At 75.4% G+C, this 23188-nt stretch carries 17 protein-coding genes and 1 tRNA gene; 6 read left to right on the top strand and 12 right to left on the bottom strand.

Features of this window, described 5'->3' with window-relative positions; all coding sequences use genetic code 11:
* Positions 1-137: 137 nt before the first annotated feature.
* The 3 genes from JOD57_RS04520 to JOD57_RS04530 all read left to right on the top strand — a co-directional run bounded on the left by JOD57_RS04520 (position 138) and on the right by JOD57_RS04530 (position 6976).
* Positions 138-2390, top strand: a complete 2253-nt coding sequence (locus tag JOD57_RS04520; protein ID WP_204690800.1) for a glycerol-3-phosphate 1-O-acyltransferase — start codon at positions 138-140, stop codon at positions 2388-2390.
* The gene (locus tag JOD57_RS04525) at positions 2387-5338 is read left to right on the top strand and encodes a wax ester/triacylglycerol synthase family O-acyltransferase (RefSeq protein ID WP_204690801.1); all 2952 of its coding nucleotides are present in this window, start codon (positions 2387-2389) and stop codon (positions 5336-5338) included. Before JOD57_RS04520 ends, JOD57_RS04525 begins: the two co-directional genes overlap by 4 nt.
* Positions 5339-5446: 108 nt before the next feature.
* Complete coding sequence (locus JOD57_RS04530) at positions 5447-6976, top strand: long-chain-fatty-acid--CoA ligase (RefSeq protein ID WP_204690802.1); 1530 nt, start codon at positions 5447-5449, stop codon at positions 6974-6976.
* A 46-nt stretch (positions 6977-7022) separates the two neighbouring features.
* On the opposite strand, the gene JOD57_RS04535 is transcribed toward JOD57_RS04530, so the two are convergent.
* Positions 7023-7934, bottom strand: coding sequence for an alpha/beta fold hydrolase (locus tag JOD57_RS04535; RefSeq protein ID WP_307824455.1), 912 nt, complete (start codon positions 7932-7934; stop codon positions 7023-7025).
* Between the two features lie 224 nt (positions 7935-8158).
* Between JOD57_RS04535 and JOD57_RS04540 the strand changes: the two genes are divergently transcribed.
* Positions 8159-8959 (top strand): alpha/beta hydrolase, encoded by an 801-nt coding sequence (locus JOD57_RS04540; RefSeq protein WP_307824456.1) that lies wholly within the window; start codon positions 8159-8161, stop codon positions 8957-8959.
* 66 nt (positions 8960-9025) lie between these two features.
* On the opposite strand, the gene JOD57_RS04545 is transcribed toward JOD57_RS04540, so the two are convergent.
* Complete coding sequence (locus JOD57_RS04545; protein ID WP_204690804.1) at positions 9026-9736, bottom strand: hypothetical protein; 711 nt, start codon at positions 9734-9736, stop codon at positions 9026-9028.
* A gap of 547 nt (positions 9737-10283) precedes the next feature.
* Here JOD57_RS04545 and JOD57_RS04550 point away from each other — a divergent pair.
* Positions 10284-12662 (top strand): Hsp70 family protein, encoded by a 2379-nt coding sequence (locus JOD57_RS04550; RefSeq protein ID WP_204690805.1) that lies wholly within the window; start codon positions 10284-10286, stop codon positions 12660-12662.
* A 41-nt stretch (positions 12663-12703) separates the two neighbouring features.
* Here JOD57_RS04550 and JOD57_RS04555 read toward each other — a convergent pair whose 3' ends face one another.
* From JOD57_RS04555 to JOD57_RS04580, 6 genes are all read right to left on the bottom strand, one after another.
* A complete protein-coding gene (locus JOD57_RS04555; RefSeq protein ID WP_204690806.1) occupies positions 12704-12910 on the bottom strand; it encodes a hypothetical protein in 207 nt (68 codons plus the stop codon).
* Positions 12911-13329: 419 nt separating this feature from the next.
* Positions 13330-16497: a glutaminyl-peptide cyclotransferase gene (locus JOD57_RS26685; protein WP_307824457.1), complete on the bottom strand. Its 3168-nt coding sequence runs from the start codon at positions 16495-16497 to the stop codon at positions 13330-13332.
* 155 nt (positions 16498-16652) lie between these two features.
* Positions 16653-16943 (bottom strand): hypothetical protein, encoded by a 291-nt coding sequence (locus tag JOD57_RS04565; RefSeq protein WP_204690807.1) that lies wholly within the window; start codon positions 16941-16943, stop codon positions 16653-16655.
* A gap of 118 nt (positions 16944-17061) precedes the next feature.
* Positions 17062-17355 carry a hypothetical protein gene (locus JOD57_RS04570; RefSeq protein WP_204690808.1) on the bottom strand — a complete coding sequence of 98 codons (294 nt, stop codon included), beginning with the start codon at positions 17353-17355 and terminating at the stop codon, positions 17062-17064.
* Positions 17356-17472: 117 nt separating this feature from the next.
* Complete coding sequence (locus JOD57_RS04575; RefSeq protein ID WP_204690809.1) at positions 17473-17763, bottom strand: hypothetical protein; 291 nt, start codon at positions 17761-17763, stop codon at positions 17473-17475.
* Positions 17764-17882: 119 nt separating this feature from the next.
* On the bottom strand, positions 17883-18188 hold the full coding sequence (locus JOD57_RS04580; protein ID WP_204690810.1) for a hypothetical protein: 306 nt from the start codon (positions 18186-18188) through the stop codon (positions 17883-17885).
* An 800-nt stretch (positions 18189-18988) separates the two neighbouring features.
* Between JOD57_RS04580 and JOD57_RS26690 the strand changes: the two genes are divergently transcribed.
* Positions 18989-21703 (top strand): helix-turn-helix transcriptional regulator, encoded by a 2715-nt coding sequence (locus tag JOD57_RS26690; protein ID WP_204690811.1) that lies wholly within the window; start codon positions 18989-18991, stop codon positions 21701-21703.
* Positions 21704-21781: 78 nt separating this feature from the next.
* On the opposite strand, the gene JOD57_RS04590 is transcribed toward JOD57_RS26690, so the two are convergent.
* The 4 genes from JOD57_RS04590 to JOD57_RS04605 form a co-directional block, all read right to left on the bottom strand.
* Positions 21782-21853 (bottom strand) — tRNA-Val (locus tag JOD57_RS04590).
* A 99-nt stretch (positions 21854-21952) separates the two neighbouring features.
* Complete coding sequence (locus JOD57_RS04595; RefSeq protein WP_204690812.1) at positions 21953-22414, bottom strand: peroxiredoxin; 462 nt, start codon at positions 22412-22414, stop codon at positions 21953-21955.
* Positions 22415-22513: 99 nt separating this feature from the next.
* Positions 22514-22939: a DUF3052 domain-containing protein gene (locus JOD57_RS04600; protein WP_204690813.1), complete on the bottom strand. Its 426-nt coding sequence runs from the start codon at positions 22937-22939 to the stop codon at positions 22514-22516.
* The gene (locus JOD57_RS04605) at positions 22936-23076 is read right to left on the bottom strand and encodes a hypothetical protein (protein ID WP_204690814.1); all 141 of its coding nucleotides are present in this window, start codon (positions 23074-23076) and stop codon (positions 22936-22938) included. The genes JOD57_RS04600 and JOD57_RS04605 overlap by 4 nt, the downstream gene beginning before the upstream one ends.
* Positions 23077-23188: the final 112 nt, after the last annotated feature.

A 23188-nucleotide genomic window follows, 5' to 3' on the forward strand; every position in this document is an offset into this window, starting at 1 on the left:
CTACCGCGAACGGCGCCGGCCCGGCAGGCTCGGCCCCACCCCGACCGGCCCGGACGGCCGCCCGCCGTCCCGCACGGAGCCGCGGTGGTGGCGAGCGGACGACGGGCCGGGCAGACGGGCCCCGAGGAGAGGTGCGCATGACCCCGCTGGTGGACACCGACGTCCCGCTGATCGTGCTGGTCGACGCGGACAGCGAGGTCGAGCGGCGCCTGGTCGCCGAGGCCCTGCCCGCCGCCGACGGCGGCACGCTCACCGTCCTGCCGCTGCGGGACGGCACCCTGGCCGGCCCGCTGTCGGCCGCCGCCCCCGACACGGTGGTGACCGCGGTGCGCGTGGCCTGGGCGCCGCGCCGCGCGGGCGGCGGCCAGCGGAGCCGGACCCGGCGCGGCCGGCTGCAGGCCGCCGCCCCGTCGCTCCTGCGCCGTCCCCCGGCGGCGCTGCAGGCCGCGGTGCTGCGCCGGGACCCCGGCCGCGCACGGGTGGTCGTCGCCGAGCCCGCCACCGTGGCCGAGCTGTCCGGGCGCTGGGACGGCACCGGGTCGCTGGCCGGCTTCGTCGCCCACCAGGCGCGGCTGGCCCTCGACCGGGCCGAGCGGGGCGTCGTCGGCGACCGGGTCAAGGTGCCGCGGCACGTCACCGAGGCGATCCGGTACAGCCCCGAGTTCCGCCGGGAGGTCGCGGCGCTGGCCGAGCGGCTCGAGCGCCCGGAGGAGGAGGTCCTCGCCGAGGCGGTCCGGGACCTCGACGGCCTGGTCGCGGCGATGGACCCGGTCGCGATCGAGCTGTTCACCGGCCTGCTGCGGCCGGTGCACTCCCGCGCCTGGAACGTGCAGGTCGACGCCGCCCGGCTCGACGGGCTGCGCGAGCTCAACCGGCGCCACCCCCTGGTGTTCCTGCCCAGCCACCGCTCCTACGTCGACCCGCTGGTGCTCGCCGACGTGCTCGCCGCGCACGACTTCCCGCGCAACCACGTGCTCGGCGGGGACAACCTGCGCTTCTGGCCGGTCGGGCCGCTGGCCAAGCGCGCCGGGCTGGTCTTCATCCGGCGCAGTTTCGGCGACGACCAGGTCTACAAGCTCGCCGTCCGCGAGTACTTCGCCTTCCTGCTGGCCAAGCGGTTCAACCTCGAGTGGTACATGGAGGGCGGCCGCTCGCGCACCGGCAAGCTGCGCCCGCCCCGGCACGGGCTGCTGCGCTTCGTCGCCGACGCCGTCGAGGGCGGCCGGGTCGAGGACGCCTACGTCGTCCCCGTGTCGATCACCTACGACCAGCTGCGCGAGGTCTCGGGCATGGCCGCCGAGCAGGGTGGCGCGGCCAAGCGCGGGGAGGGGCTGTCGTGGATGGCCTCCTACATCCGCGAGCAGGTCCGCACGCCCCTGGGCACGGTGCACGTCGGTTTCGCCGAGCCGCTGTCGCTGGCGGCCGCGCTGTGCAGCGGCGCCGACCCGGCCGACCCCGACGCCCGCCGGCTGACCCTGCAGAAGGTGGCCTTCCAGGTCGCCGTCGGCATCAACTCGGTCACGCCGGCGACGGCGACGGCGCTGGTCACCCTCGCCCTCCTCGGCGTCCGCGACCGCGCCCTCACCCTCGCCCAGGTGCAGCGGGTGCTCGAACCGCTGCTGGCCTACCTCACCGAGCGGCGGCTCCCCCACTCCGGCGCGGCCCTGCGCACCGCCCTCGGCGTCCGGCGGGTGCTCGGTGCGCTGGCCCAGCAGGGGGTCGTCACCGTGTACGAGGGCGGGGAGGAGCCGGTCTACGCCATCGAGCGCGGCCAGCACCTGGTCGCGGCCTTCTACCGCAACAGCGCCATCCACCACGTCGTCGACCGCGCGATCGCCGAGCTGGTGCTGCTGCGCGACCCGGTCGACCGCTGGGACGAGGCCTCCCGGCTGCGGAAGCTGCTGGAGTTCGAGTTCTTCTTCCCCGAGCGCGACGCCTACCGCGAGCGCCTGGCCACCGAGCTCGCCCAGCTCGACCCGCAGTGGGAGACCGCCGACGGCCGCGACGTGCTGTGCCGGGCGCCGCTGCTGCTGGCCCACCGGGTGCTGCGCTCCTTCGTGGACGCGCAGCTGGTGGTGGCCGAGCGGCTGGCCGCCCGCGACCCGCGCACGCCGGTGGTCGAGGGCGACTTCCTCGCCGAGTGCAGCGGCGTCGGCCAGCAGATGCTGCTGCAGGGCCGGCTGCACGGGCCCGAGTCGCTGTCCCGCGAGCTGTTCGCCAGCGCCCTGCGGCTGGCCGCGAACCTCGACCTGGTCGACCCCGGCCGCGAGGAGCTGGCCCGCCGCCGGCAGGAGTGGGCCGCTCAAGTACGCGACGTCGTCGGCCGAGTAGGAGTGATCGACGAGTTGGACGCCGCGGCGCGGCGGGAGAGCGTGGGGGTGGAGCCGTGACGGCCGACCAGGAGGCGGCGACCGGCGGCGGGCTGGGCCAGCAGGCCGCGGCGATGGCGCGGGCCGGCGTCTGGACCGAGGAGCAGCTCGTCGCCGACGTCGACGCCGCGCCGCGCGGCCCGCGGGTCGGTGCCTTCTTCGACTTCGACGGCACGGTGATCGACGGCTACTCGCTGGCCGCCTTCGCCCGGCACCACCTGCGCTCGCTGCAGGTGACGCCGGCGGCGATGGGCGAGCTGCTGCTCAACGGCCTGCGCGGGGTCACCACCGAGGAGGACTTCGAGCGCTTCACCGTCGCGGGCATGCGCGCGTGGGCCGGCCGCAGCGAGGACGAGCTGGTCGAGCTCGGCGAGCGGCTGTTCGTGCAGGGCATCGCCGGCTCGCTGTTCCCCGAGGCGTGGCGCCTGGTCACCGCCCACCTGCAGGCCGGGCACACCGTCGTCCTGGCCTCCTCGGCCACCCGCTTCCAGGTCGAGCCGGCCGCCCGCGCCCTCGGCGTGCAGCACGTGCTCGTCTCGCCGGTGGAGATCGTCGACGGCGTCTGCACCGGGCGTCCCGGCGGGCCGCTGCTGTGGCGCAAGGGCAAGGCCGCGGCGGTGCGCTCCTTCGCCGAGGAGCACGGCATCGACCTGCTGCAGAGCTACGCCTACTCCAACGGCGACGAGGACGTCCCCTTCCTGCGCACCGTCGGCCGCCCGCGGGCGCTGAACCCCGGCCGGGGCCTGACCGCGGCGGCGCGGCACTACTCGTGGCCGGTGGCCCGCTTCCGGCGCCGGGGGACCACCTCCCCGGTCGACCTCGCGCGCACCGTGGCCGGGGTCGGCGGCCTGTTCGGCGGGTTCGCCACCGGCCTGGCCGTCGGCGCGCTGAGCGGCTCGCGGCGCGAGGCGGTCGACCTCGGGATCACCCTCGCGGGTGAACTCGGCAGCGCGCTGGCCGGCGTCCGGCTCGACGTGCAGGGCGCCGAGCACCTGGCCACCCGTCCGGCGGTCTTCCTGTTCAACCACCAGAGCCAGCTCGACGTCCTGGTGCTGGCCAAGCTGCTGCGCGGCGGCTTCACCGGCGTGGCCAAGAAGGAGCTGGCGCGGACGCCGGGCTTCGGGCTGGCGTTCCGCCTGGCCGACGTCGCCTTCGTCGACCGCGGCGACCCCGCGCAGGCGCGCAAGGCCCTGGAGCCCGCGGTCGAGCGGCTGCGCGAGGGCATCTCGCTGGTCATCGCCCCCGAGGGCACCCGGTCGGCCACCCCGACCCTGGGGGCGTTCAAGAAGGGCGCCTTCCACGTCGCGATGCAGGCCGGCGTCCCGATCGTGCCGATCGTGCTGCGCAACACCGGCGAGCTCATGTGGCGGGGCGCGGCGACGATCCACCCCGGCGTCGTCCAGGTGCGGGTGCTGCCGCCGATCCCGACCGACGGCTGGAGCGCCGAGGACCTCGGCGAGCGGGTGGCCGAGGTGCACGACTCCTACCTGCGCACGCTGGCCAACTGGTCGGGGCGCAGCGAGCAGCCCGTCGTGTCCGAGGAGCCCACCGCCGACGCCGGCCCCCCGGTGCCCGCCCCGCCGCTGGACTGGGGCAGCGCGCCGGAGATGAACCCGCTGGAGACGGCGATGTGGCGGGCCGAGGCCGCCGATCCGCGGCTGCGCGCCAACGTGGCGCTGCTGGAGCTGCTCGACCCCGCACCGGACTGGGAGCGGCTGCGCGCCGCGCACGAGTGGGCCTCGCGGATGGTGCCGCGGATGCGCCAGCGCGTCGTCGAGCCGGCGCTCGGCATCGGCACCCCGCGGTGGGCGACCGTGGCCGGGCTCGACCTCGACGCGCACGTCGAGCACGTCCGGCTGGAGGCGCCGGGCTCGATGCGGCAGCTGCTCGACGTCGTCGGCGAGTTCGTCTCCGCCCCGCTCGACCGCGGCCGCCCGCTCTGGCAGGCGATGCTGGTCGAGGGTCTGTCCGACGGCCGGGCCGGCTACGTGGTCAAGACCCACCACAGCACCACCGACGGGCTCGGAGCGGTCCAGCTGATGAGCCGGCTGCACAGCCGCACCGCCGAGCACGACCCCGCCCGCCCCGAGCCCCCCGTGCCGACGCCGGACGACGACGTCTCCCGCACCGCCCTGCTCACCGAGCAGCTGGTCGGGACGGCGCGCTCGGCACCGCTGGCCCTGCTGCGCCGCGGCGTCGGCGCGCTGGGGAGCGCCGCGCGCCCGTGGGACGCCGTCGCGTCCGCGCTGGACTCGGCGAGGTCGGCCACCCGCACGCTCGCCCCGCCGGGACCGGGCTCGACGCTGCTCACCCCGCGCGGCGGCGGCTGGCACCTGGAGGTCCTCGAGGTCCCGCTCGCCGACCTCAAGGCAGGCGCCAAGGCGGCCGGCGGGTCGCTCAACGACGGGTTCCTCGCCGCGATGGTCGGGGGCTTCCGTCGCTACCACGAGCGGCACGGGGCCCCGCTGGGCACGCTCGCCGTCGGGATCCCGATCAGCCTCCGGGCCCAGGACGCCCCCGAGGGCGGCAACCGGTTCACCGGCGCCCGCTTCCCCGCGCCCCTCGACGAGGCCGACCCCGCCGTCCGGATCCGGACCATCCGCGAGTTCGTCCTGTCCGTGCGCGGCGACGGCGGCTCCAGCGTGGTCAACGACCTGCTGGCACCGACGCTCAGCTGGCTGCCCGCCCCGGTGATCGGCGCCGTCTCCGGTCAGCTGACCAGCGCCAACGACGTCCAGATCTCCAACGTGCCGGGCGTGACCCACCCCGTCTACATCGCCGGCTCGCGGATCGAGCGGATGTACCCGTTCGGCCCGCTGCCCGGCTGCGCGGCGATGATCACGCTGCTGTCGCACGAGGGGCAGTGCTGCATCGGCGTCAACGTCGACGCGGCCGCCGTGACCGACCCCGCGGGCCTGGTGGCCGACCTGCGGGCCGGCCTCGACGAGGTGGTCGCACTCGGGCGCTGAGCGCGACCTGCCGGTGCCGTCCCCGACGGGACGGCACCGGCAGGTGTACCGGGCACCTCCTGCGGTACTGGACCGGGGTGTAACCCCTGTCACAGCCCAGGAGCGGCCATGAGCTTCAACCTCGCCACCATCCTGCGGGAGTCCGCCTCCGCGCACCCGGACAAGCCGATGCTGCGACTCGGCACGCTCACCCTGACCTACGGCCAGGTCGACCAGCTGTCGGGGCAGGTGGCGGCCGGCCTGCGGGAGGCGGGGCTGGCGCGCGGCGACAGCGTCGCCCTGCAGCTGCCCAACGTGCCCCAGTTCGTGCTCGCCTACTTCGGCGCGCTCAAGGCCGGCATGACCCTCGTGCCGCTCAACCCGCTGCTCAAGGCGCCCGAGGTGGCCTACCACCTGTCCGACAGCGGCGCCCGCGTCCTCGTCACCTTCGACGCCTTCGCCGAGGAGGCGGTCAAGGGCGCGGCCGACGCCGGCGACGTCCGGGTGTACGTGGTGTCCTCCCCCGGCGGCCCGGAGGCACCGCCGGACACCACGCCGTTCGACGCGCTGGTGGCCGCCGGGCAGGGCGCCGACCCCACCGACGTCGAGCAGATGTCCCCCGAGGACACCGCGGTGGTCATCTACACCAGCGGCACGACCGGCCGGCCCAAGGGCGCCGAGCTCACCCACTTCCAGGCCTACATGGCGGCCTCGGTCGCGGCGGAGACCTTCGCCTACCGCGACGACGACGTCGCCATGGCCGTGCTGCCGCTGTTCCACGTCTTCGGCCTGTCCAGCGTCATGAACTGCGCCGTCCGCGCGGGGGCGACCCTGGTGCTGGTGCCGCGCTTCGACGTCGGCGCGGTCCTCGACGCGATGGAGCAGCACCGCGTCACCGTCTTCTGCGGCGTCCCGACGATGTTCGTGGCGCTCATGCACGCCGACCTCACCGGCCGCGACGTGTCGATGCTGCGGATCTGCGTGTCCGGCGGCGCGTCGATCCCCGGCGAGGTGATCAAGGGCTTCGAGGCCGCCTACGACGCGACGATCCTCGAGGGCTACGGGCTGTCGGAGACCTGCGCGGTGGCCACGTTCAACCGCAGCGCCGAGGAGCGCCGGGTCCTGTCGATCGGCAAGCGCCTGTGGGGCTGCGAGGTGCGCGTCGTCGACGCCGAGGACCGTCCCCTGCCGCCCGGGGCGGACAACGTCGGCGAGATCGTGCTGCGCGGGCACAACATCATGAAGGGCTACCTCGGCCGGCCCGAGGCCACCGCCGAGGCCATGCGCGGCGGCTGGTTCCACACCGGTGACATCGGCTACATGGACGAGGACGAGTTCTTCTACATCGTCGACCGCAAGAAGGACCTGGTCATCCGCGGCGGGTTCAACGTCTACCCGCGCGAGATCGAGGAGGTCCTGCACGCCCACCCGGCGGTGCGCGAGGCCGCGGTCATCGGCAAGCCCGACGAGCGGCTCGGCGAGGAGGTCGTGGCCTACGTCAGCCTGCGCTCCGGCGCCTCGGCCGAGCCCACCGAGGTCATCGCGTTCTGCAAGGAGCGGCTGGCGGCCTACAAGTACCCGCGCGAGGTGATCGTCATCGAGGAGCTGCCCAAGGGCCCCAGCGGCAAGGTGCTCAAGACCGAGCTGCGCGCCCGCTGACGCCCCTCCCCGGCCGCCTCCCGTCCCGGCGGGAGGCGGCCGGGGCTCAGGCGCGGGTGCCGGTGACGACGGCCTCGCCCACCCACTCGAGGACGAGCGCGGCCAGCCGGTCGGGCACCTGCAGCTGCGGGACGTGCCCGACGCCGGCGAGCTCCTCGTAGCGCCACTCCGGGTGCCGGCGGGCCACCTCGCGGGCGGCGTCCACGGGCACCAGCCGGTCGCGGTCGCCCTGCACGAGCAGGACCGGGCTGGTGATCCGCGCCATCGCCGACCGGTAGCGGCGCGGGTCGAGCAGGATGCGCAGCAGCGAGCGGGCCGCCGACAGGAACGCCCGGTCCATGCCGGCGACGTCCTCGCGCTGCTCGAGCAGCGTCACGGCCCGGTCGATCACCGGCGCCGGCAGCTCGTCGGGGTCGACGCCGACCAGCCGGAGCATCTCGCGCACCCGGGTCAGCGGCGTCTGCCGGGACCGGCGAAGCGACAGGACCCGCTCCCCCAGCCCCGGGACGGCGTAGAGCGCGAAGGTCAGCGCGACCACGCGGTCGAGGCGGCGGCGCCCACCCGGCAGCGCGGGGTCGAGCAGGACCAGCCCGGAGACCAGGTCGGGGGCGGCCGCCGCGGTGAACAGCGAGACCATCCCGCCCATCGAGTTGCCCACCAGCACGGCCGGCTCCCCGACGACCTCGCGCAGGAAGTCCTGCAGCACGCCGACGTTGGCCTGCACCGTGGTGCGCCGCTGCCCGGGCTCGCTGCGGCCGAAGCCGGGCAGGTCCAGCGCCCACACCCGGGCCGACGGCGTCAGCAGCGGCGCGAGCAGGTCCCAGTTGCCGTGCGAGCCGCCCAGGCCGTGCACCAGGACGACGGGTGGGCCGTCCTCCGCGCCGCCGTAGTCGACGACGTGCACCGGACCGCCGAGGTCCACCGTCCTGCTCGTCCCGGGCGCCTGCGCGTCGTCCACTCCGTGCTCCTCCTGCCGTGCCGGCGGCGCCGGTGCGGCGCCGTGCGTACGGTTCCACGCCGTCCCGCGGGTCGCGCGCGGTGGGGCCGGTGCGACGGCTGTGGCGTGGACCACAGATCGCGTATCAGGACACCCGCGCGCCGACTCGGACAGGTGTGGGCGGGGCGTCACGGTGGTACCCGCCGGTAGCGATGGCGGACCTACCGCCGGGCGAGGAGGACGACGTGGCGCGACAGGACACCGACGGGCCCAGCCTGCCGCTCTACCTGAGCGAGGTGAGCCGGGCCTGTGCCGACTACGGTCTCTACCTCGCCGCGCGGCCGCTGATGCCGAGACTGCCGGTCGGCGACGGCCACCCCGTGCTCGTCCTCCCCGGCCTCCTGGCCGACGACGTGTCCACCCGCGTCCTGCGCCGCACCCTGCGCCGGCTGGGCTACCGCGTGCACGGCTGGCGCCTGGGCCGCAACATAGGCCCGACCGCCGAGTGCGTGGAGGGCATGAGCAGGCGCATCGACGACCTCAGCGACCGCTACGGCCGGCCGATCAGCCTGGTCGGCTGGAGCCTGGGCGGCATCTTCGCCCGCGACCTGGCCCGCAAGACGCCGGACTCGGTGCGCCAGGTGATCACCCTCGGCAGCCCCTTCGCCCTGCAGCGCGACACCCAGACGCGGGCCAACCGGGCCTTCGAGCGGTACTCCCACCTGCACGTGGAGCAGCGCACGCTGCCGCTGCAGAGCGAGTCCACGCCGCTGCAGGTCCCGGCCACCTCGATCTACTCCCACCACGACGGCATCGTCGCCTGGCAGGCCTGCCTGGACCGGCTCTCGCCGCAGACGGAGAACATCGCCGTCTACGCCAGCCACCTGGGGATGGGCCACCACCCGGCGGTCATCTACGCGGTGGCCGACCGGCTGGCCCAGCCCGAGGGCACCTGGCGGCCGTTCCGCGCTCCCCTGGCGCTGCGGCCGTGCTTCCCCCGCCCGGACGTCCCGCAGCCCGCGTTCCCCGTGGCCGCCGCGGCCTGAGTCGCCGACGTCCGCGGGGCCGGGCACGTCCGCGGACGTGCCCGGCCCCACCGGTACCGGGCTCCCTCAGTGGCAGACGGTCCAGCCGGAGCCGCCCCAGGCCGCGCCGTGCGCCCCCGAGCCGTCCCAGTGCCCGTGACCGCCGGCGTCGGCGTCGGCGTGACCGTGGTCCTGCCAGCCCCACCCAGCGGTGTCACCGGTGGTGTCCGGCACGGCCTCCGCCGCGGGAGCCACCGGCACCGGCTCCGCCGCGGGAGCCACCGGCACCGGCTCCGCCGCGGGAGCCACCGGCACCGGCTCCGCCGCGGGAGCCACCGGCACCGGCTCCGCCGCGGGAGCCACCGGCACCGGCTCCGCCGCGGGAGCCACCGGCACCGGCTCCATCGCGGGAGCCACCGGCACCGGCTCCATCGCGGGAGCCACCGGCACCGGCTCCATCGCGGGAGCCACCGGCACCGGCTCCATCGCGGGAGCCACCGGCAGCGCCTCCGTACCGGAGACGGCGTCCACCACGGCCGATCCGACATCGACGCCCGCGCCACCGGCGCCCCCGAGGCCACCGTCCCCACCGGATGCGTCGGCCGTCACGGCGCCGGTTCCGGTGTTGACGATCACCAGCGTGTCGACGGTGGAGTTGTTGAGGACCAGCACGGTGCCCGAGATGGCGGTGGCGACCGCCTGCCCGCCCGCTCCACCGTCCCCGCCGGGCCCTCCGGTGCCGAGGGCCTGCATGGTGGTGCGCGCGGGCAGCAGTTCCGCGTACTGGTCCTCGAACACGAGTGCCTCCTGGTGGTCGGTCCCGGTGAAAGTCGCGGGCGCGGTAAACGCCCCGGGAAGGGAGACGGAAATGGACGTCGGGCGGCCTCCGGCCATTCTCCGTCCCCCGTCCCCGCCTTTGGTGGACTGACATTCTCAGGCGGTACGACGATCGGCAAGTCACGCTTGGGTGTAGACGTGGGCAGGCGCTGTGCGCAGCGCGACCCCGGGGTCCGACGGTGCGCCAGGACACCTATTCGACCGATCGGGCTCCGTATCCTCCATCTCACTGTGCGGGGTCGGACCTGCACCTCTCGTGTCGAGGAGCCCGGGCCGGTCTGTCGTGGTGCGATGTCCTGCCGCTCCGAAATGAAGCGGGACGATTTCCCGCACGCCTTCGGAGGAAGGGCGCGATCTCATACCCAGGTATGCATCGACGTCGACACGTGACGTCATTGTCGGCGCGTTCTCGTGGCCGTCAGCGGTTCTCGGGCGTCGAGGGGCCGAGGTCACTCGCTAGGGTCTGGGCGCTTTCCGGGGGTGCGGTGCCCCTGCAGGAGGGAGTCCGGTGAGCCACAGCCTCGGGATCGATCTCGGGACGACGTCCGTCGCCGCCGCCGTCGCGCGCGACCGCCGCGCCGAGATGGTCCCCCTCGGAGACACGTCGGCGGTGGCGCACGCCGCGGTGCACGTCGGTGCGGACGGCTCGGTCACCGGTGGTGATGCCGCCGCCCGCCGGGCCGTCACCGACCCGGACCGGGTGGCCCAGGACCTCAAACGCCGTCTCGGGGACCCCACACCGGTGGTGCTCGGCGGTGTGCCGTACCCGGTGGCGACGCTCCTGGGCTCCCTGCTGGAGACCGCGTTCACCCGAGCCGTCGGGAGCTCGGGCGGTCAGCCCGACACCGTCGTGCTCACCCACCCGGCCACCTGGGGACCCGTGCAGTGCCGGGCACTCGCCGACGTCGCCGGGGCCGCGGGCCTGACCCGGTACTCGACGGTCACCGAGCCCGAGGCCGCGGCGGCCTACCACGGAGCCACCCGGCACCTCGGGACCGGCGAGGTCTTCGCGGTCTACGACCTCGGCGGCGGCACCTTCGGCGCGACCGTCCTGCGCCGCACTCCGGACGGGACCGAGGTCCTGGGGGTGCCGGACGGCATCGAGCGCCTCGGCGGCACCGACCTCGACGACGCCGTCCTCGCCCACGTGGACGCCGCCGCGGGCGGGTTCCTGCACCGGCTCGACCTCAGCGACGCCCGGACCGTCGTGGCGCTGGCCCGGTTGCGCCAGGACTGCACCGCCGCGAAGGAGGCGCTCTCCTTCGACACGGAGACGACGATCCCGGTGTTCCTCCCCGGCCGGCACACGGAGGTCCGGCTGACCCGCCCGGAGTTCCAGGAGCTGATCCGGGTGCCCGTGGAGTCCACGCTCCGCGTGCTGGACCGGACGCTGCGGACGGCGGGTGTGGCGCCGGGCGAGCTCTCGTCGGTGCTGCTGGTCGGAGGGTCGTCGCAGATCCCGCTGATCGCCGAGACGGTGTCCCGGGAGCTCGGCTGCCCCGCGGTCCTCGACGCCCACCCGGAGCACGCCGTGGCCCTCGGTGCCGCCATCCTCGGCGCGGAACGGCGGACCGGGGTCCCCGCCCCGCACGTGCGGGGAGCCGCCCCGGCCGCCGTCGCCCCGACCGGGCAGCCGGGTCCACCGGCGGAGACAGCGCCGGTCGGGACCGCACCCGTGGGGTCGGCGCCCGGGACCCCGTCGTCCGGCCCCCCGCCGTCCGGCGTCCCCACGGTGGGGCCGGTCACCCCGCCGGACCCGGAGGGGGGTGCGCGACCCGCGGACGACGGGCCGAAGGGGCCGCCCGCCCTCCTGGCGGTGGCGGTCCTGCTGCTGGCCGTCCTGGTCGGGGTGACGGTGCTGACCGCGGGGATCGACCCACCGAGCACCCCGGAGGCCGGGACCGGTCCCACGGCCGCCTCGAGCGCGGTGGTGGACACGCTCCCGGAGCCGGCCGCATTCGCACCGGTGGCGGCGAGCGCGCCGGTCCCGTCGACGACCGGCACCGTCCCGGTCGGTGAGACGCCGGGCTATGCCGTCGCCTCGCCCGACGGCCGCCGGCTCTACGTCGCCCAGCGCGCGGCCGGGACCATCGCGGTGGTCGACACCGCGGTCGACCGGGTGGTCACGACCATCGACGTCCCGTCCGGCCCGCCGCAGTACCTGACCCTCTCACCGGACGGCACGCGGGCCTACGTCAGCGTCTGGGACGACGACCGGACCGTCGCGGCGATCAGCGTGCTGGACACGACGACCGGCGAGTTCGGAGCCACCGTCCCGATGCTCAGCCGTCCCTACGTGTCCGCGGTCAGCCCGGACGGGACGAGGCTCTACGTCCCCAACCACGACTCCGACGTCCTCACGGTCGTGGACACGCGCACGGCGACGCCGGTCGCCGAGATCGAGGTGCCGCCCAACCCGCACTGGGTGGAGCTGACCCCCGACGGCACGCGCGCCTACGTCGCCGACCACGACTCGAACGTCGTCGCGGTCGTGGACACCGCGACCGACACCGTGGTCGACGAGGTGCCGGTCGGGACGAGCCCGCACAGCGTGGCGGTGCACCGGTCCCGGCCGCTGGTCGTCAACGTCAACTTCGACGCGGCCTCGGTCTCGGTGATCGACACCGACAGCGACGAGGTCGTCGCCACCGTCCCGGTCGGGGAGGGGCCGCAGGACGTCAGCTGGTCGGCCGACGGCCGCTTCGCCTACGTCACCAACGTCCGCGACAGCACGCTGTCGGTCCTCAGCGCCGAGGACTTCACGGTCACCGCGACCATCCCGACCGGGACGTCGCCGACCTCGGTCACCGTGCTCCCCGACGGCCGCAAGGGGTACGTCAGCGACCTCGACAGCGGCACGCTGACCGTCCTCGACCTCACCGGCTGACGCCGTCGCACGGACGTGCACCGGCCGCGGAGCCGTTCCGCTCACCGGAGGGAGGCGGTGAACTCCACGCTGTCGGCGCCGACGGCGGTGCACTCCAGGTCGAGTGGACCCGCCGGGACGCGCTGCCCGGGCGCACAGGAGACGTCCTGCTCCCCCACCCGGAGGCCGGCCTGGCCGTCCTGGACCCCGCGGAAGGCGATCGTCGTCCCGAGGACGGTCGCCGTCGACCCGCCGCCCGCCAGCGTCACGGAGCACGTGTTCCCGGAGCAGGACACGCGGCTCACCGAGGAGGACCCGGCGGAGACGGTCGCGGTGGCCGACGCGCTCGCGCCGGGCGAACCCGGCGCGCCAGGGGAACCGGACGCGCCGGCGGACCCCGGAGCGCCAGGGGAACCGGACGCGCCGGCAGAACCGGGAGAGCCGGAACCGCCGGAACCGCCGGCTCCGCCGGAACCGCCGGAGGCGGCCGCACCGGTGGACGCCCGGGAGCTGCCGGAGTCGGCGGAGCCCGAGCAGGCGGTCAGCAGGACGAGCAGCAGCACCCCGGCGAGGGCGCCGGAACAGGGCGGCGCGACGCGGCGTTCCCGCGGCCGCCGGCGACACGGCAGGGATCCGGTCTCGGAGATCACTCGCTCCACCTCCAGTGCGTCGGGCGACGGTCCCACGGTCACATCGGGGTGAACCGGACCCGGAAGGAGACCGGCCACAGCTTGCCGGTGAGCAGGTACTCGTCGTCCCCCAGAGCCGTGATCCCGTTGAGCACGGCATCGGCGTTCGTCCGTCGCTGCGGGTCCAGCAGGGCGGCGGCGTTGACCACCGCGGTCACCGCTCCGGTGCCGGGGTCGATGCGGACCAGCTCGTCGGTCTGCCACACGTTGGCCCACACCTCACCGCCGACGCACTCGAGCTCGTTGAGCCGGGTGACCGGGGTCCCCCGCAGCGTCACGGCGACGCTGCCCGTCTCGGCGAAGGTGCCCGGGTCGTGGAAGTACAGCCGGTCGCTGCCGTCGCTGCGCACCAGCCGCGCGCCGTCGGAGCACAGTCCCCAGCCCTCGCCGGCCAGCGGCAGCTGCTGCCGCAGCGTCAGGGTGGCGCGGTCCCACTCGAGCACCACCCCGTCGCGCCAGGTCAGCTGCCAGACGCTGTCCCCCGTCACCGCGATGCCCTCACCGAAGAGCTGCCCGGGCAGCGGAACGGCCCGCTGCACCTCTCCCGTCGCCGGGTCGAGCTCGCGCAGCTCGGACCGGCCGGCCAGTCCCGTGCCCTCGTAGAGCACGCCGCCGTCCAGCTCCAGGCCCTGCGTGAACGCCGACGGGTCGTGCGGCACCTCGCCCAGCACCTCCGCCCGCAGCACCGGGACCTCCGGCGCGGCAGCCGATGTCGCCGTCGACCGGCTGGTCAGGTGCTGCTCCGCGGCCTGTGGGAGCGCCGCGGGCACGAAGAGCGCGCCGACGAGCACCAGCAGGAAGGCGGGCGCCACGAGAGCCGTCCGCACCAGCGGGTGCGGACGCTCCGCCGCGCGCCGCCGTACCAGCGCGTGGACGGCCAGAGCGGCGAGCACGGCCGCGGCGCACACGGCCAGCGGGAGCACCGCGACAGCACCCGGTGCGGGGAGCAGCGCCACCACGACCAGCGACCCCAGCACCACCGCCGCCCACCGCAGCTCGCGCATGGTCGCCACCGCGGCGACGACGAGCAGCGCGGCGACCACGAGCACCTGCTGCTCGGGGACGGAGAGCACGGTCCCTGCGCGCGTGCGCAGCAGCACCGGGGCCACCAGTGCGGTCAGGACGGCGACCCCGAACGCCGCGACGGCCAGCGGCGTCCACCAGCGCACGGGCCCCGGACCCGCTCCCCGGCGGACCACCACCAGGACGGCGGCCACGGACAGGGGGATGCCCAGCAGCGGCGCCGTGGCGATGCCCACCGCCACCGCCACGGCGCCCGCCCCGCCCAGGAGCCGGTGCAGGAGCTGCACCCGCCCGTCGCCGTCGTCCCCGCGGTCGCGAGCGGCCAGCGCCAGGGCGGTGCCGCCAGCGGCCACCCAGGCGGCCCCGACCACGGCCGGCCCCAGGGTGGCCAGGGCGGACACGGCCGGGCCCATGGCGGTCACCGCCGCCAGCGGGACGGCGACGGCCACGGGCCGCCAGCGGTGCACGACGGAGACCAGGAGCAGGCAGGTGACCAGGACCAGGACGGCCAGGACGGCCAGCTCGCGGCCGCCGCTGAGGACGTCGGCGTGCCGGTCGAAGGCGCCGGTCAGCCCGGCGTAGGCGGCCAGCTGGTCCCGCACGAGCACCTCCCCCGGACCCACGGCGGGAGCGGCCGCGCGCCCGACGTCCAGCACGCCCGCCGCGCTCGCGCCGATCCGGGCCTCGGCGGAGGACAGCGGTGCCGACAGGGCCACCGCGGTGACCCGCAGGACCAGCGCGGCCCCGAGCAGGCCGAGCCCCACGGGCACGGCCCAGCGGCGAGCCGCCGTCCACCGGCCGGGTGCGGCCCACGTCCACCCCCACGACACGACGATGCGGCGCAGGAGTGTCCAGAACATGCCGAGGATCAGGACCATGCCCACCCAGGGCACGAGGAACAGGACCAGCTGGAGGACGCTCAGGACGAGCTGTGCGAGGTCCCCCCGCTCCAGCGCGGCCTGCATCCCGTCGCCGTACGCGAGCGCGGCCTGCCACACCACCGGCAGCACCCGGGGGAGGACGAGGAGGAGCACGACCAGGTAGTACGCGAGCACCGGGACGGCGACCGCCACCCACAGGACGATCAGCCAGCGCGCCCGGGGCCGCAGCGCCTTCAACCGCGGGTCCGCCGGTCGCCCGGGCACCAGGCTCTTGAGCACCGGCCCGACGTAGCCGAACAGGTCCGGCACCCCGACCAGGTCGGCGAGCATGTAGTAGCCGTCGAACCGGAGCAGGGGCAGGAACTGCCGGGTCGTCTCCAGGTGCATGGCGAAGACCGCCAGCAGGAGCCAGGCCTGCCCGGTGCCGAGGTAGGCCAGGCCCACCGCGGTCATGACGATGGCGTTGAAGTAGACGCCGCCCAGGTCGGTGCGCAGGCGCCCGACCCGGCTGAGGCGGTAGGAGTCGGTGACCGTGCTGTAGAAGGCCGGCCAGACCAGGTAGATCCCGACCCCCATGGCGCCCGGGCGCGCGCCGCCGAACCGGCAGGCAGCGGTGTGGCCGCACTCGTGGAACCCCCCGGAGAGGAGGACGAGCGCGAGCAGCAGGAGGGTGAGAGCGGGGTGGTGGACGAACTGCGTCACGCTCGCCGCGAGCCGGCCGACGAGGTCGCCCTGGGCGAGGACCGCGACGTCGACGGCCACGAACGCGGCCATCGCCGCCATCCACACCGGACGCAGGAAGAGCGGGCGGAACAGCACGGCGATGCGCCGGGCGACCCGTTCCGGGACGAGGTCCACCCGGTAGCGCAGCCCCAGCAGCGGGTCGGCACGCACCGGAGGGGGAGCCGCGTCCGCGTCGCCCGCCTCGGTGGCCTCCCGCGCGACGAGCCCGACCGGGCGGAGGCGCTCGTCGACGAGGTACAGCACGTCTTCGGCGGTGAGCTCCCGGCCCAGCCGTGCGCTCAGGTCGGCGGCGACCTCCCCGGCGCTGTGGCCGTCCAGGGACTCCGCCACCCGGTACAGCAGCTCGGGCAACTGCATGACCTGGCCGTCGGCGCGGGACACCAGGTACCTCGGCTCCTGGTAGCCGGAGTCGGCGTAGGCACCGAGCAGTTCGGTGCCCTCGGCGAGGCGACGGACGTGGTGGTCGACCCGGGGTGCCGGCTCGTCGGCCAGGCTGCTCGGTTGCACTGTCTGGGTCACCTGGTGCTCTCGTCCCCTCTCGGGCCGCGCGCTCGCGCGTCACCGGCCGGTGTCGGACGAGGAGGGGGGCGACCGGTGTCCGGTCGCCCCCCTCCTCGTCAGCGCGGTCCCGTCCCGTCAGGCGGTGGGCAGGGACCGCCGTTCAGGCGTACAGGTCAGCCGATGCCGGCGCCGCCGCCGCCACCATCGCCACCGGTGCCACCGGTGGCCTCGGCAGCACCCGAGGTGGCGTTGCCCGTGACGACCTCGTTGATGGCGGTGGCGTCGCCGAACAGCGAGACGGCGGTCGAGGTCTGGGTGACCACCGCCACGTTGGCCGCGAGCGAGAGCGCCAGGGCGGGGCCGCCGGCGCCGCCCTGGCCGCCCGCACCGCCGAATCCCCCGACGTCGACGGTCTGCATGGTGGTGCGCGCCGGCAGCAGCTCGACGTACTGGTCCTCGAACATGGGTCCTCCTGGTTGGTCCGTGTGGGTGGTGCCTACGGTCGTGCCGGGACGGCCGGAGGGCACCAGGACGACGTCACTGCGTCACCTGCCCGGTGCTCCCCCGGCCGGCTGTGTGAGGTCAGCCGCTGATGCCGGCGCCACCGGCACCGCCGGCACCGCCCGCGCCGCCGGTGGCGGTGGCGTCACCAGCGGTCGCGTCGCCGGTGGCGGCGATGTTCGCGGCGGTGGCGTCACCGAACACCGAGCCGGCGCTCGCCGACTGCTGGGCGAACACGACGTTCGCCGCGGCCGAGAGGGCGGCGCCGAAGCCGCCGGCGCCGCCGGCGCCGCCGTTCCCGCCCGTACCGATGACGGTGACGGTCTGCATGGTGGTGCGCGCCGGCAGCAGCTCGACGTACTGGTCCTCGAACACGGTTCCTCCTGAGTGATCTGTGTGATGGGTGTTCACGGTCGTGCGGGACGGCCAGGGGAACACCGGGACGACGTCACTGCGTCACCTGCCCGGTGCTCCCCGGCCGGTTGCATCAGCTCAGCTGATGCCGGCGCCACCGGCGCCGCCAGCGCCACCGGCGCCACCGGCGGCGGCGGCGTCTCCGGCGGTGGCGTCGCCGGTCACAGCAGCGTTCGCGGCGGTGGCGTCGCCGAACACCGAGAAGGCCTCCGCCGTCTGGTTGGCGTCCACGAAGTTCACCGCGGCCGAGAGCGCGGCGGCGAAGCCGCCGGCGCCGCCGGCGCCGCCCGCACCCCCTTCACCGGTGACGCTGATGGCCTGCATGGTGGTGCGTGCCGGCAGCAGCTCGACGTACTGGTCCTCGAACATGGTTCCTCCTGGGTGGTCCGTGTGGTGGGTGTTCACGGTCGTGCCGCGACGGCCGGCGGGCGCCTGGGAGACGTCAGGCACATCGACTCCCAGGCGCTCCACCGACCAGCCGCTCGAGATCAGTCGTCGCCGGCGGTGATGCCGGCGCCACCGGCACCACCGGCGCCACCGTCGCCGCCGTCGGCGGTCGCGTTACCGGCGGTGGCGTTGCCGGTGGCGGCGATGTTCGCGGCGGTGGCGTCGCCGTCCAGCGAGAAGGCTTCGGCGGTCTGGTCGGCGAACACGACGTTGGCCGCGGCCGAGAGCGCGGCGGCGAAGCCACCGGCGCCACCGGCGCCACCGGCGCCACCCGTACCCACGACGTCGACCACGACCTGCATGGTGGTGCGTGCGGGCAGCAGCTCGACGTACTGGTCCTCGAACATGGGTCCTCCTGGTCGTCCGCGATGACGGTCGTCAGACAATGGCCAGAAACCGTGGAGAACGGCACACGAAATGGCCCGCCCGACGTTCCCCCAGCCCCGACCGGTCACCGATCCCCACGTGGCGTCGGCTCACCACGGGTTCGGCGGGGCCGACCATTTCACCCGGCGCCTGCGGGGCGCAACCCGGGAATGACAGATAGTCAGAATCGCGATACCGATGTCGGCGACAATGGGCACCCATGTCGAAATGGGTCACCACTGAGATGTCCGCTCGCACTACGTAGACTCACCCGGACCACCACTGACACCGGGGTCGGCGATCGGCCGGACGGGGATGACGCGGCCGCCCGTGAGTGCGCTCGGGGGCGGCGTGTCGGTCACGGCTCCGCTGCCTCGACAGGCCCGGCGACGCTACACGACGACGGCCCCACGGCCAGCGTCCTGTAGTGCTCATCAGGAGCTATCACTCACCGTGAGGTTACCGTCACGTACTCACGCGCGCCACGCGGCCGTCTCGTAAACACGGAGGAAACGAGAGGGACACGGACGGCCGGCCGCGCCGTCGTCCGCGGGCACGACCAGCGTGCGGCTCCCCGCCGTCCGGGGCGTGACCCCACGGCGGCGGGACCACCGCACCGACGCAGTGACCTGCGGTTCCGCCCGCCGTCGGACGACCAGCGCTCCGGACCGGAGCAGCAACGGGATGTCACATCGCGTGCCGCAGGACCGGCGTGCGGCCTCGGGGACCCCGCTGCAACAGATCCCTGCCGGTGATCGAGTGGCCCATAAGGTACGGCCCCGTGGGGAAGACGACGCGAATTCACCGGAACGGCGGGCCGAACCACCACGCTGGATCCGGGAACGTCGACCTCCTCGACCACCCGTTCGAGCCGAGGGCGCACCCCGAGCGGGACTGGGTCTTCGTCGACCGGGGCGGCGAACTTCGCGGGCTCCTCGAGGGCGTCGACGGCGCCGAGCCCGGTGCCGTGGTGGTCTCCGGTCGGCGCGGGGTCGGCCGGACGCGGCTGGCCCAGGAGGCGATCCGGGTCCTGCGCGCCCGCCGGCGCGGCACGGAGTGGGTCACCTGCACCCGGAGCACCGAGACCATCCCGCTCGGGGCGCTGACCCACCTGGTGCCGGTCAGCGGCGCGTCGTCGGACCCGACGGCGGCCTGGCAGGCCCTGGCCGCCACCCTCGACGCCCGCACGGAGGAGCACGGGCGCGTGGTCGTCGCGATCGACGACGCGCACCTGCTCGACGACCTGTCGGCCGCCCTGGTGCACCAGCTGGTCCTCACGCGGAAGGCCAGCGTGGTCCTCACCGTCCGCGGCGGTGCCCAGCCGCCGGACGTCGTGGCCGCGCTGTGGAAGGACGGGCTGGCCACCCGGGTCGAGCTCCCGCCGTGGTCCCGCGGCCAGGTCGACCGGCTGCTCGCCGCGGTGGTGCAGGGGACGGTGGACAGCCGCACGACGGAGTTCCTCTGGCGCACCAGCCACGGGAGCGTGGCCCACCTGCGTGAGCTGGTGGCGGCCGGCTCCACGACCGGCCGCCTCCGCGAGGTGGGTGGCGTGTGGCGCTGGGAGGGCGACGTCGAGCCGACACCGCGGCTGCTCGACGTGCTGCAGGCGGACACCGGAGACCTCGCTCCCGACGAGCGGGCAGCGGCGGAGCTGCTCGCCGTCAGCGGACCGCTGGACCTGACCGACCTGGTGGAGCTCACCTCCTCCGACGTCGTCGCCTCTCTGGAACGCCGCGGGACGGTCACCGTGGAGCAGACGCCACAGGGGCCGACCGCCCGGCTGACCGAACCCCTCCACGCGATCGGTCTGCGCGCCCAGCTGCCGCACGCGACCGCACGGCACCTCCGGCTGCGCCTGGCCGCGAGCGCCTCGGCGCGGCGGTGGGCCGAGGAGGACCCCGTCCGCGCCGCGGACCTCCACCTCCGGACCGACGGCCCGGCGGTCACGGCCGACGTGCTGGTCCGCGCCGCCCAGCAGGCCGGCGCATCGGGGGACCACCGCACTGCCGAGCGGCTGGCACGGGTCGCACTGACGCGGGACGCCGGCGCCGCGGCCGCGGTCGCCCTGGCGGAGGCGCTCCGGTGGCAGGGACGCCCGGACGAGGCCGAGCGCACCGCGCGGGAGGCGGAGCCGCGCACGGCCGTCGAGGAGGAGCAGCTGGCCGTCACGCGGACGCTCAACCGCTTCTACGGTCTCGGGTCGGTCGAGGAGGCGGATGCCGCCCCCGACACGCGGGGGGAGCAGCTGTCCGGTGTGCGGGCTCTGCTGCGGTTCTCGGCCGGACGACCGCGGGAGGCGCTCGACCTGACCGGGAGCGGGGGCAGCGACCCGGCCGCCCCGCTGTGGGCGTGCGCCGCCCGGACCGGCGCCCTCGCCGTCCTCGGCCGCACGGACGAGGCGCTCGCCACCGCCGCCCGGGGATGGGCCGCGCTCGGCGAGCACCCGACGACGGTGGAGTCGTCCACGGCTCGCGCCGCGCTGGCCCACGGTGAGGTGCTCGCGCTGGAACTGTCCGGGCGGTTCGGGCAGGCCGTGCAGCGGGCCCGCGAGCTGCACCGGACCGCACTGACGCGGTCCGCCGGGGCCGGCGACGCGGTGTCCGCGCTCGGCATCGGCTCGGCGACGCTGGCGGCGGGCCGGCCGGCCGCGGCGGTCCGGTGGCTGACGGAGGCAGCCGCCGGGCTGGCCGACCGTGACCCGCTCGGGCTGCTGTCGCTGTGCCGGGCACGGCTGGCCCAGGCCCACGCCCTCGCCGGGGACGAGATCGGCGCCCGACGGGTGCTGGCGGAGCCGAGCCCCTCCGCCGTCACCGTGTTCGCGCCGGACACCCACCTCGCCCGTGCCTGGACGGCAGCCCTCGGGCGCCCCGAGGACGCGCTCGCCTCCGCACTGGCGGCGGCCTCGTCCGCGGCGGACACGGGACAGCCGGCGGTGGAGGTCCGTGCGCTGCACGCCGTCGTCCGTCTCGGCGGCACCCCGGAGGCGGCCGGACGGCTGCAGGAGCTGGCCGGGGTCGTCGAGGGTCCGCTGGTCCGCACCTGCGCGGCACACGCCGGCGCGCTGGCCGGCGGGCAGGGGGACCTGCTGGACGAGGTCGCCACCGAGTTCGCGTCGATGGGTGCCGACGCCCTCGCCGCGGACGCCGCCGCGCAGGCAGCCGAGGCGCACACGGCCTCCGGCCAGCGGCGCCGGGCGGCCACGTCCGCCGCGCGGGCCGGTGCCCTCGCGCGCGCGGCAGGCGGGGCGCACTCCCCCGCCCTGCAGCGCGTGGGCGTGCGCCCGCTCACCGCACGGGAACGGCAGGTGGCGGCGCTGGCCGCCGAGGGGATGACCAACCTCTACATCGCGCAGAAGCTGCAGCTGTCGGTCCGCACGGTCGAGACCCACCTCGCGAACGCCTACACCAAGCTGGGGATCAGCACCCGGGCCGCGCTCACGGTCGCGCTCGTGACGGCTGCCCGCGGGTGCGTACCGCAGCCCCGCAGCGGTCTCTGACCCGCGGGCCCCGCGCGCTCGGGGACCCGGACGCTGCCGCAGAGGCGCGCCGGGGCGCCCCGGAGGGCGGACGAGGAGTGGGCGCGGCAGGGATCGAACCTGCGACCGCTCGCTTGTAAGGCGAGAGCTCTCCCGCTGAGCTACGCGCCCCGCCCGCCCAGGGTAGGAGAAGGACCCCCTGCCCCCCGCCACTCGCACGCTCGCGGCGGGACCCTGCAGGGGGCCGCTCCTGGGTGGGAGGTCCTTCCTCTACGCGGCCAGCTTGCCGACGGCGTCCTTCCAGCCGGACTGCTCGCGGGCGTCGCCGGGCTGGTTGACCTCGGCGAAGGCGACCTTGCCGTCGGCGTCGACGAGGAAGGTGCCGCGCAGCGCCATGCCGGCCTTGTCGTTGAACACGCCGTAGGCCTGCGCGGTGGCGCCGTGCGGCCAGAAGTCGCTCAGCAGCGGGAACTCGAAGCCCTCCTGCGCCTTGAACGCCTTGAGGCTGAACACCGGGTCGGTGCTGATCGCCACGACCTCGACGCCGGCGTCGGTGTAGGCGGCCAGCTCGTCGCGCAGCTGGCACAGCTCTCCGGTGCAGATGCCGGAGAAGGCGAACGGGTAGAAGACGACCAGCACCGGCGTCCCCCGCAGGTCGGCGAGGGAGACGATCTGCCGGTCCTGGTCGGGGAGGCTGAACTCGGGCGCGACGTCACCGACGGAGAGGCTCATGCCCCCGATCGTGCCCCACCCCCGGTGACCTACTGGAACGGCCCCCTCGCAGGGACCCGCGCCGAGCGGATCGAGGCGTGGGGGCGAGGGGGTCCTTCGTCAGCGGCGGGTGCGCGCCGTCTTCGGGGTCACCAGCCGGATCCCCGACCAGTCCTTGGCCGCCGAGATGCTGCTGGTCTGGGCCAGGCCGGCGGTGGGCGCGGCCTCGGTGACGTCGCCGGGGGCGACGTGGCCGGGCCGGCCGGACTTGGGCACCAGCAGCCAGACGACGCCGTCGTCGGCCAGGGAGGCGATGGCGTCGACCAGGGCGTCGACCAGGTCGCCGTCGTCCTCGCGCCACCACAGCAGGACGACGTCGGCCACCTCGTCGGTGTCCTCGTCGACCATGTCGCTCCCGGAGACCTCGGCGATGGAGTCGCGCAGGTCCTCGTCGGCGTCCTCGTCCCAGCCGAGCTCCTGCACGACCATGCCCGGCTTGATGCCCAGCCGGGCCGCCATGCTGGCGCTGCCCGAGTCGACGCTCATCCCTGCTGTTCCTCCAGAGGCTCGATGGCCACCGGCCCCGGGCCGGCGGGCACGGCGCGCCGGCTCGTGGGCGCGTGGCGGTGCCGGGGGCCGACGGCGGACACGACCGGCGGGGAGTCGTCCCGCTGCCTGGTCATGTCACCCCTCTCCTGCCCGGACGCACGGTGCCGACGGCGTCGGTCCGCGTGGGCAGGAGCGTAGGGCATGCCTGGTCAGGCGCAAGCGCTCCGCGGGGAGCCGCGCCACCCC

Source organism: Geodermatophilus bullaregiensis, assembly GCF_016907675.1.
Lineage (GTDB): Bacteria > Actinomycetota > Actinomycetes > Mycobacteriales > Geodermatophilaceae > Geodermatophilus > Geodermatophilus bullaregiensis.

What these genes read in the sequence shown, in the direction of transcription:
- JOD57_RS04530 (WP_204690802.1), top strand. Translation starts at nt 5,447, where the DNA reads ATGAGCTTCAACCTCGCCACCATCCTGCGGGAGTCCGCCTCCGCGCAC.
- JOD57_RS04595 (WP_204690812.1), bottom strand. Translation starts at nt 22,414, where the DNA reads ATGAGCCTCTCCGTCGGTGACGTCGCGCCCGAGTTCAGCCTCCCCGAC.
- JOD57_RS04605 (WP_204690814.1), bottom strand. Translation starts at nt 23,076, where the DNA reads ATGACCAGGCAGCGGGACGACTCCCCGCCGGTCGTGTCCGCCGTCGGC.
- JOD57_RS04520 (WP_204690800.1), top strand. Translation starts at nt 138, where the DNA reads ATGACCCCGCTGGTGGACACCGACGTCCCGCTGATCGTGCTGGTCGAC.
- JOD57_RS04600 (WP_204690813.1), bottom strand. Translation starts at nt 22,939, where the DNA reads ATGAGCGTCGACTCGGGCAGCGCCAGCATGGCGGCCCGGCTGGGCATC.
- JOD57_RS04580 (WP_204690810.1), bottom strand. Translation starts at nt 18,188, where the DNA reads ATGTTCGAGGACCAGTACGTCGAGCTGCTGCCCGCACGCACCACCATG.
- JOD57_RS04565 (WP_204690807.1), bottom strand. Translation starts at nt 16,943, where the DNA reads ATGTTCGAGGACCAGTACGTCGAGCTGCTGCCGGCGCGCACCACCATG.
- JOD57_RS04575 (WP_204690809.1), bottom strand. Translation starts at nt 17,763, where the DNA reads ATGTTCGAGGACCAGTACGTCGAGCTGCTGCCGGCACGCACCACCATG.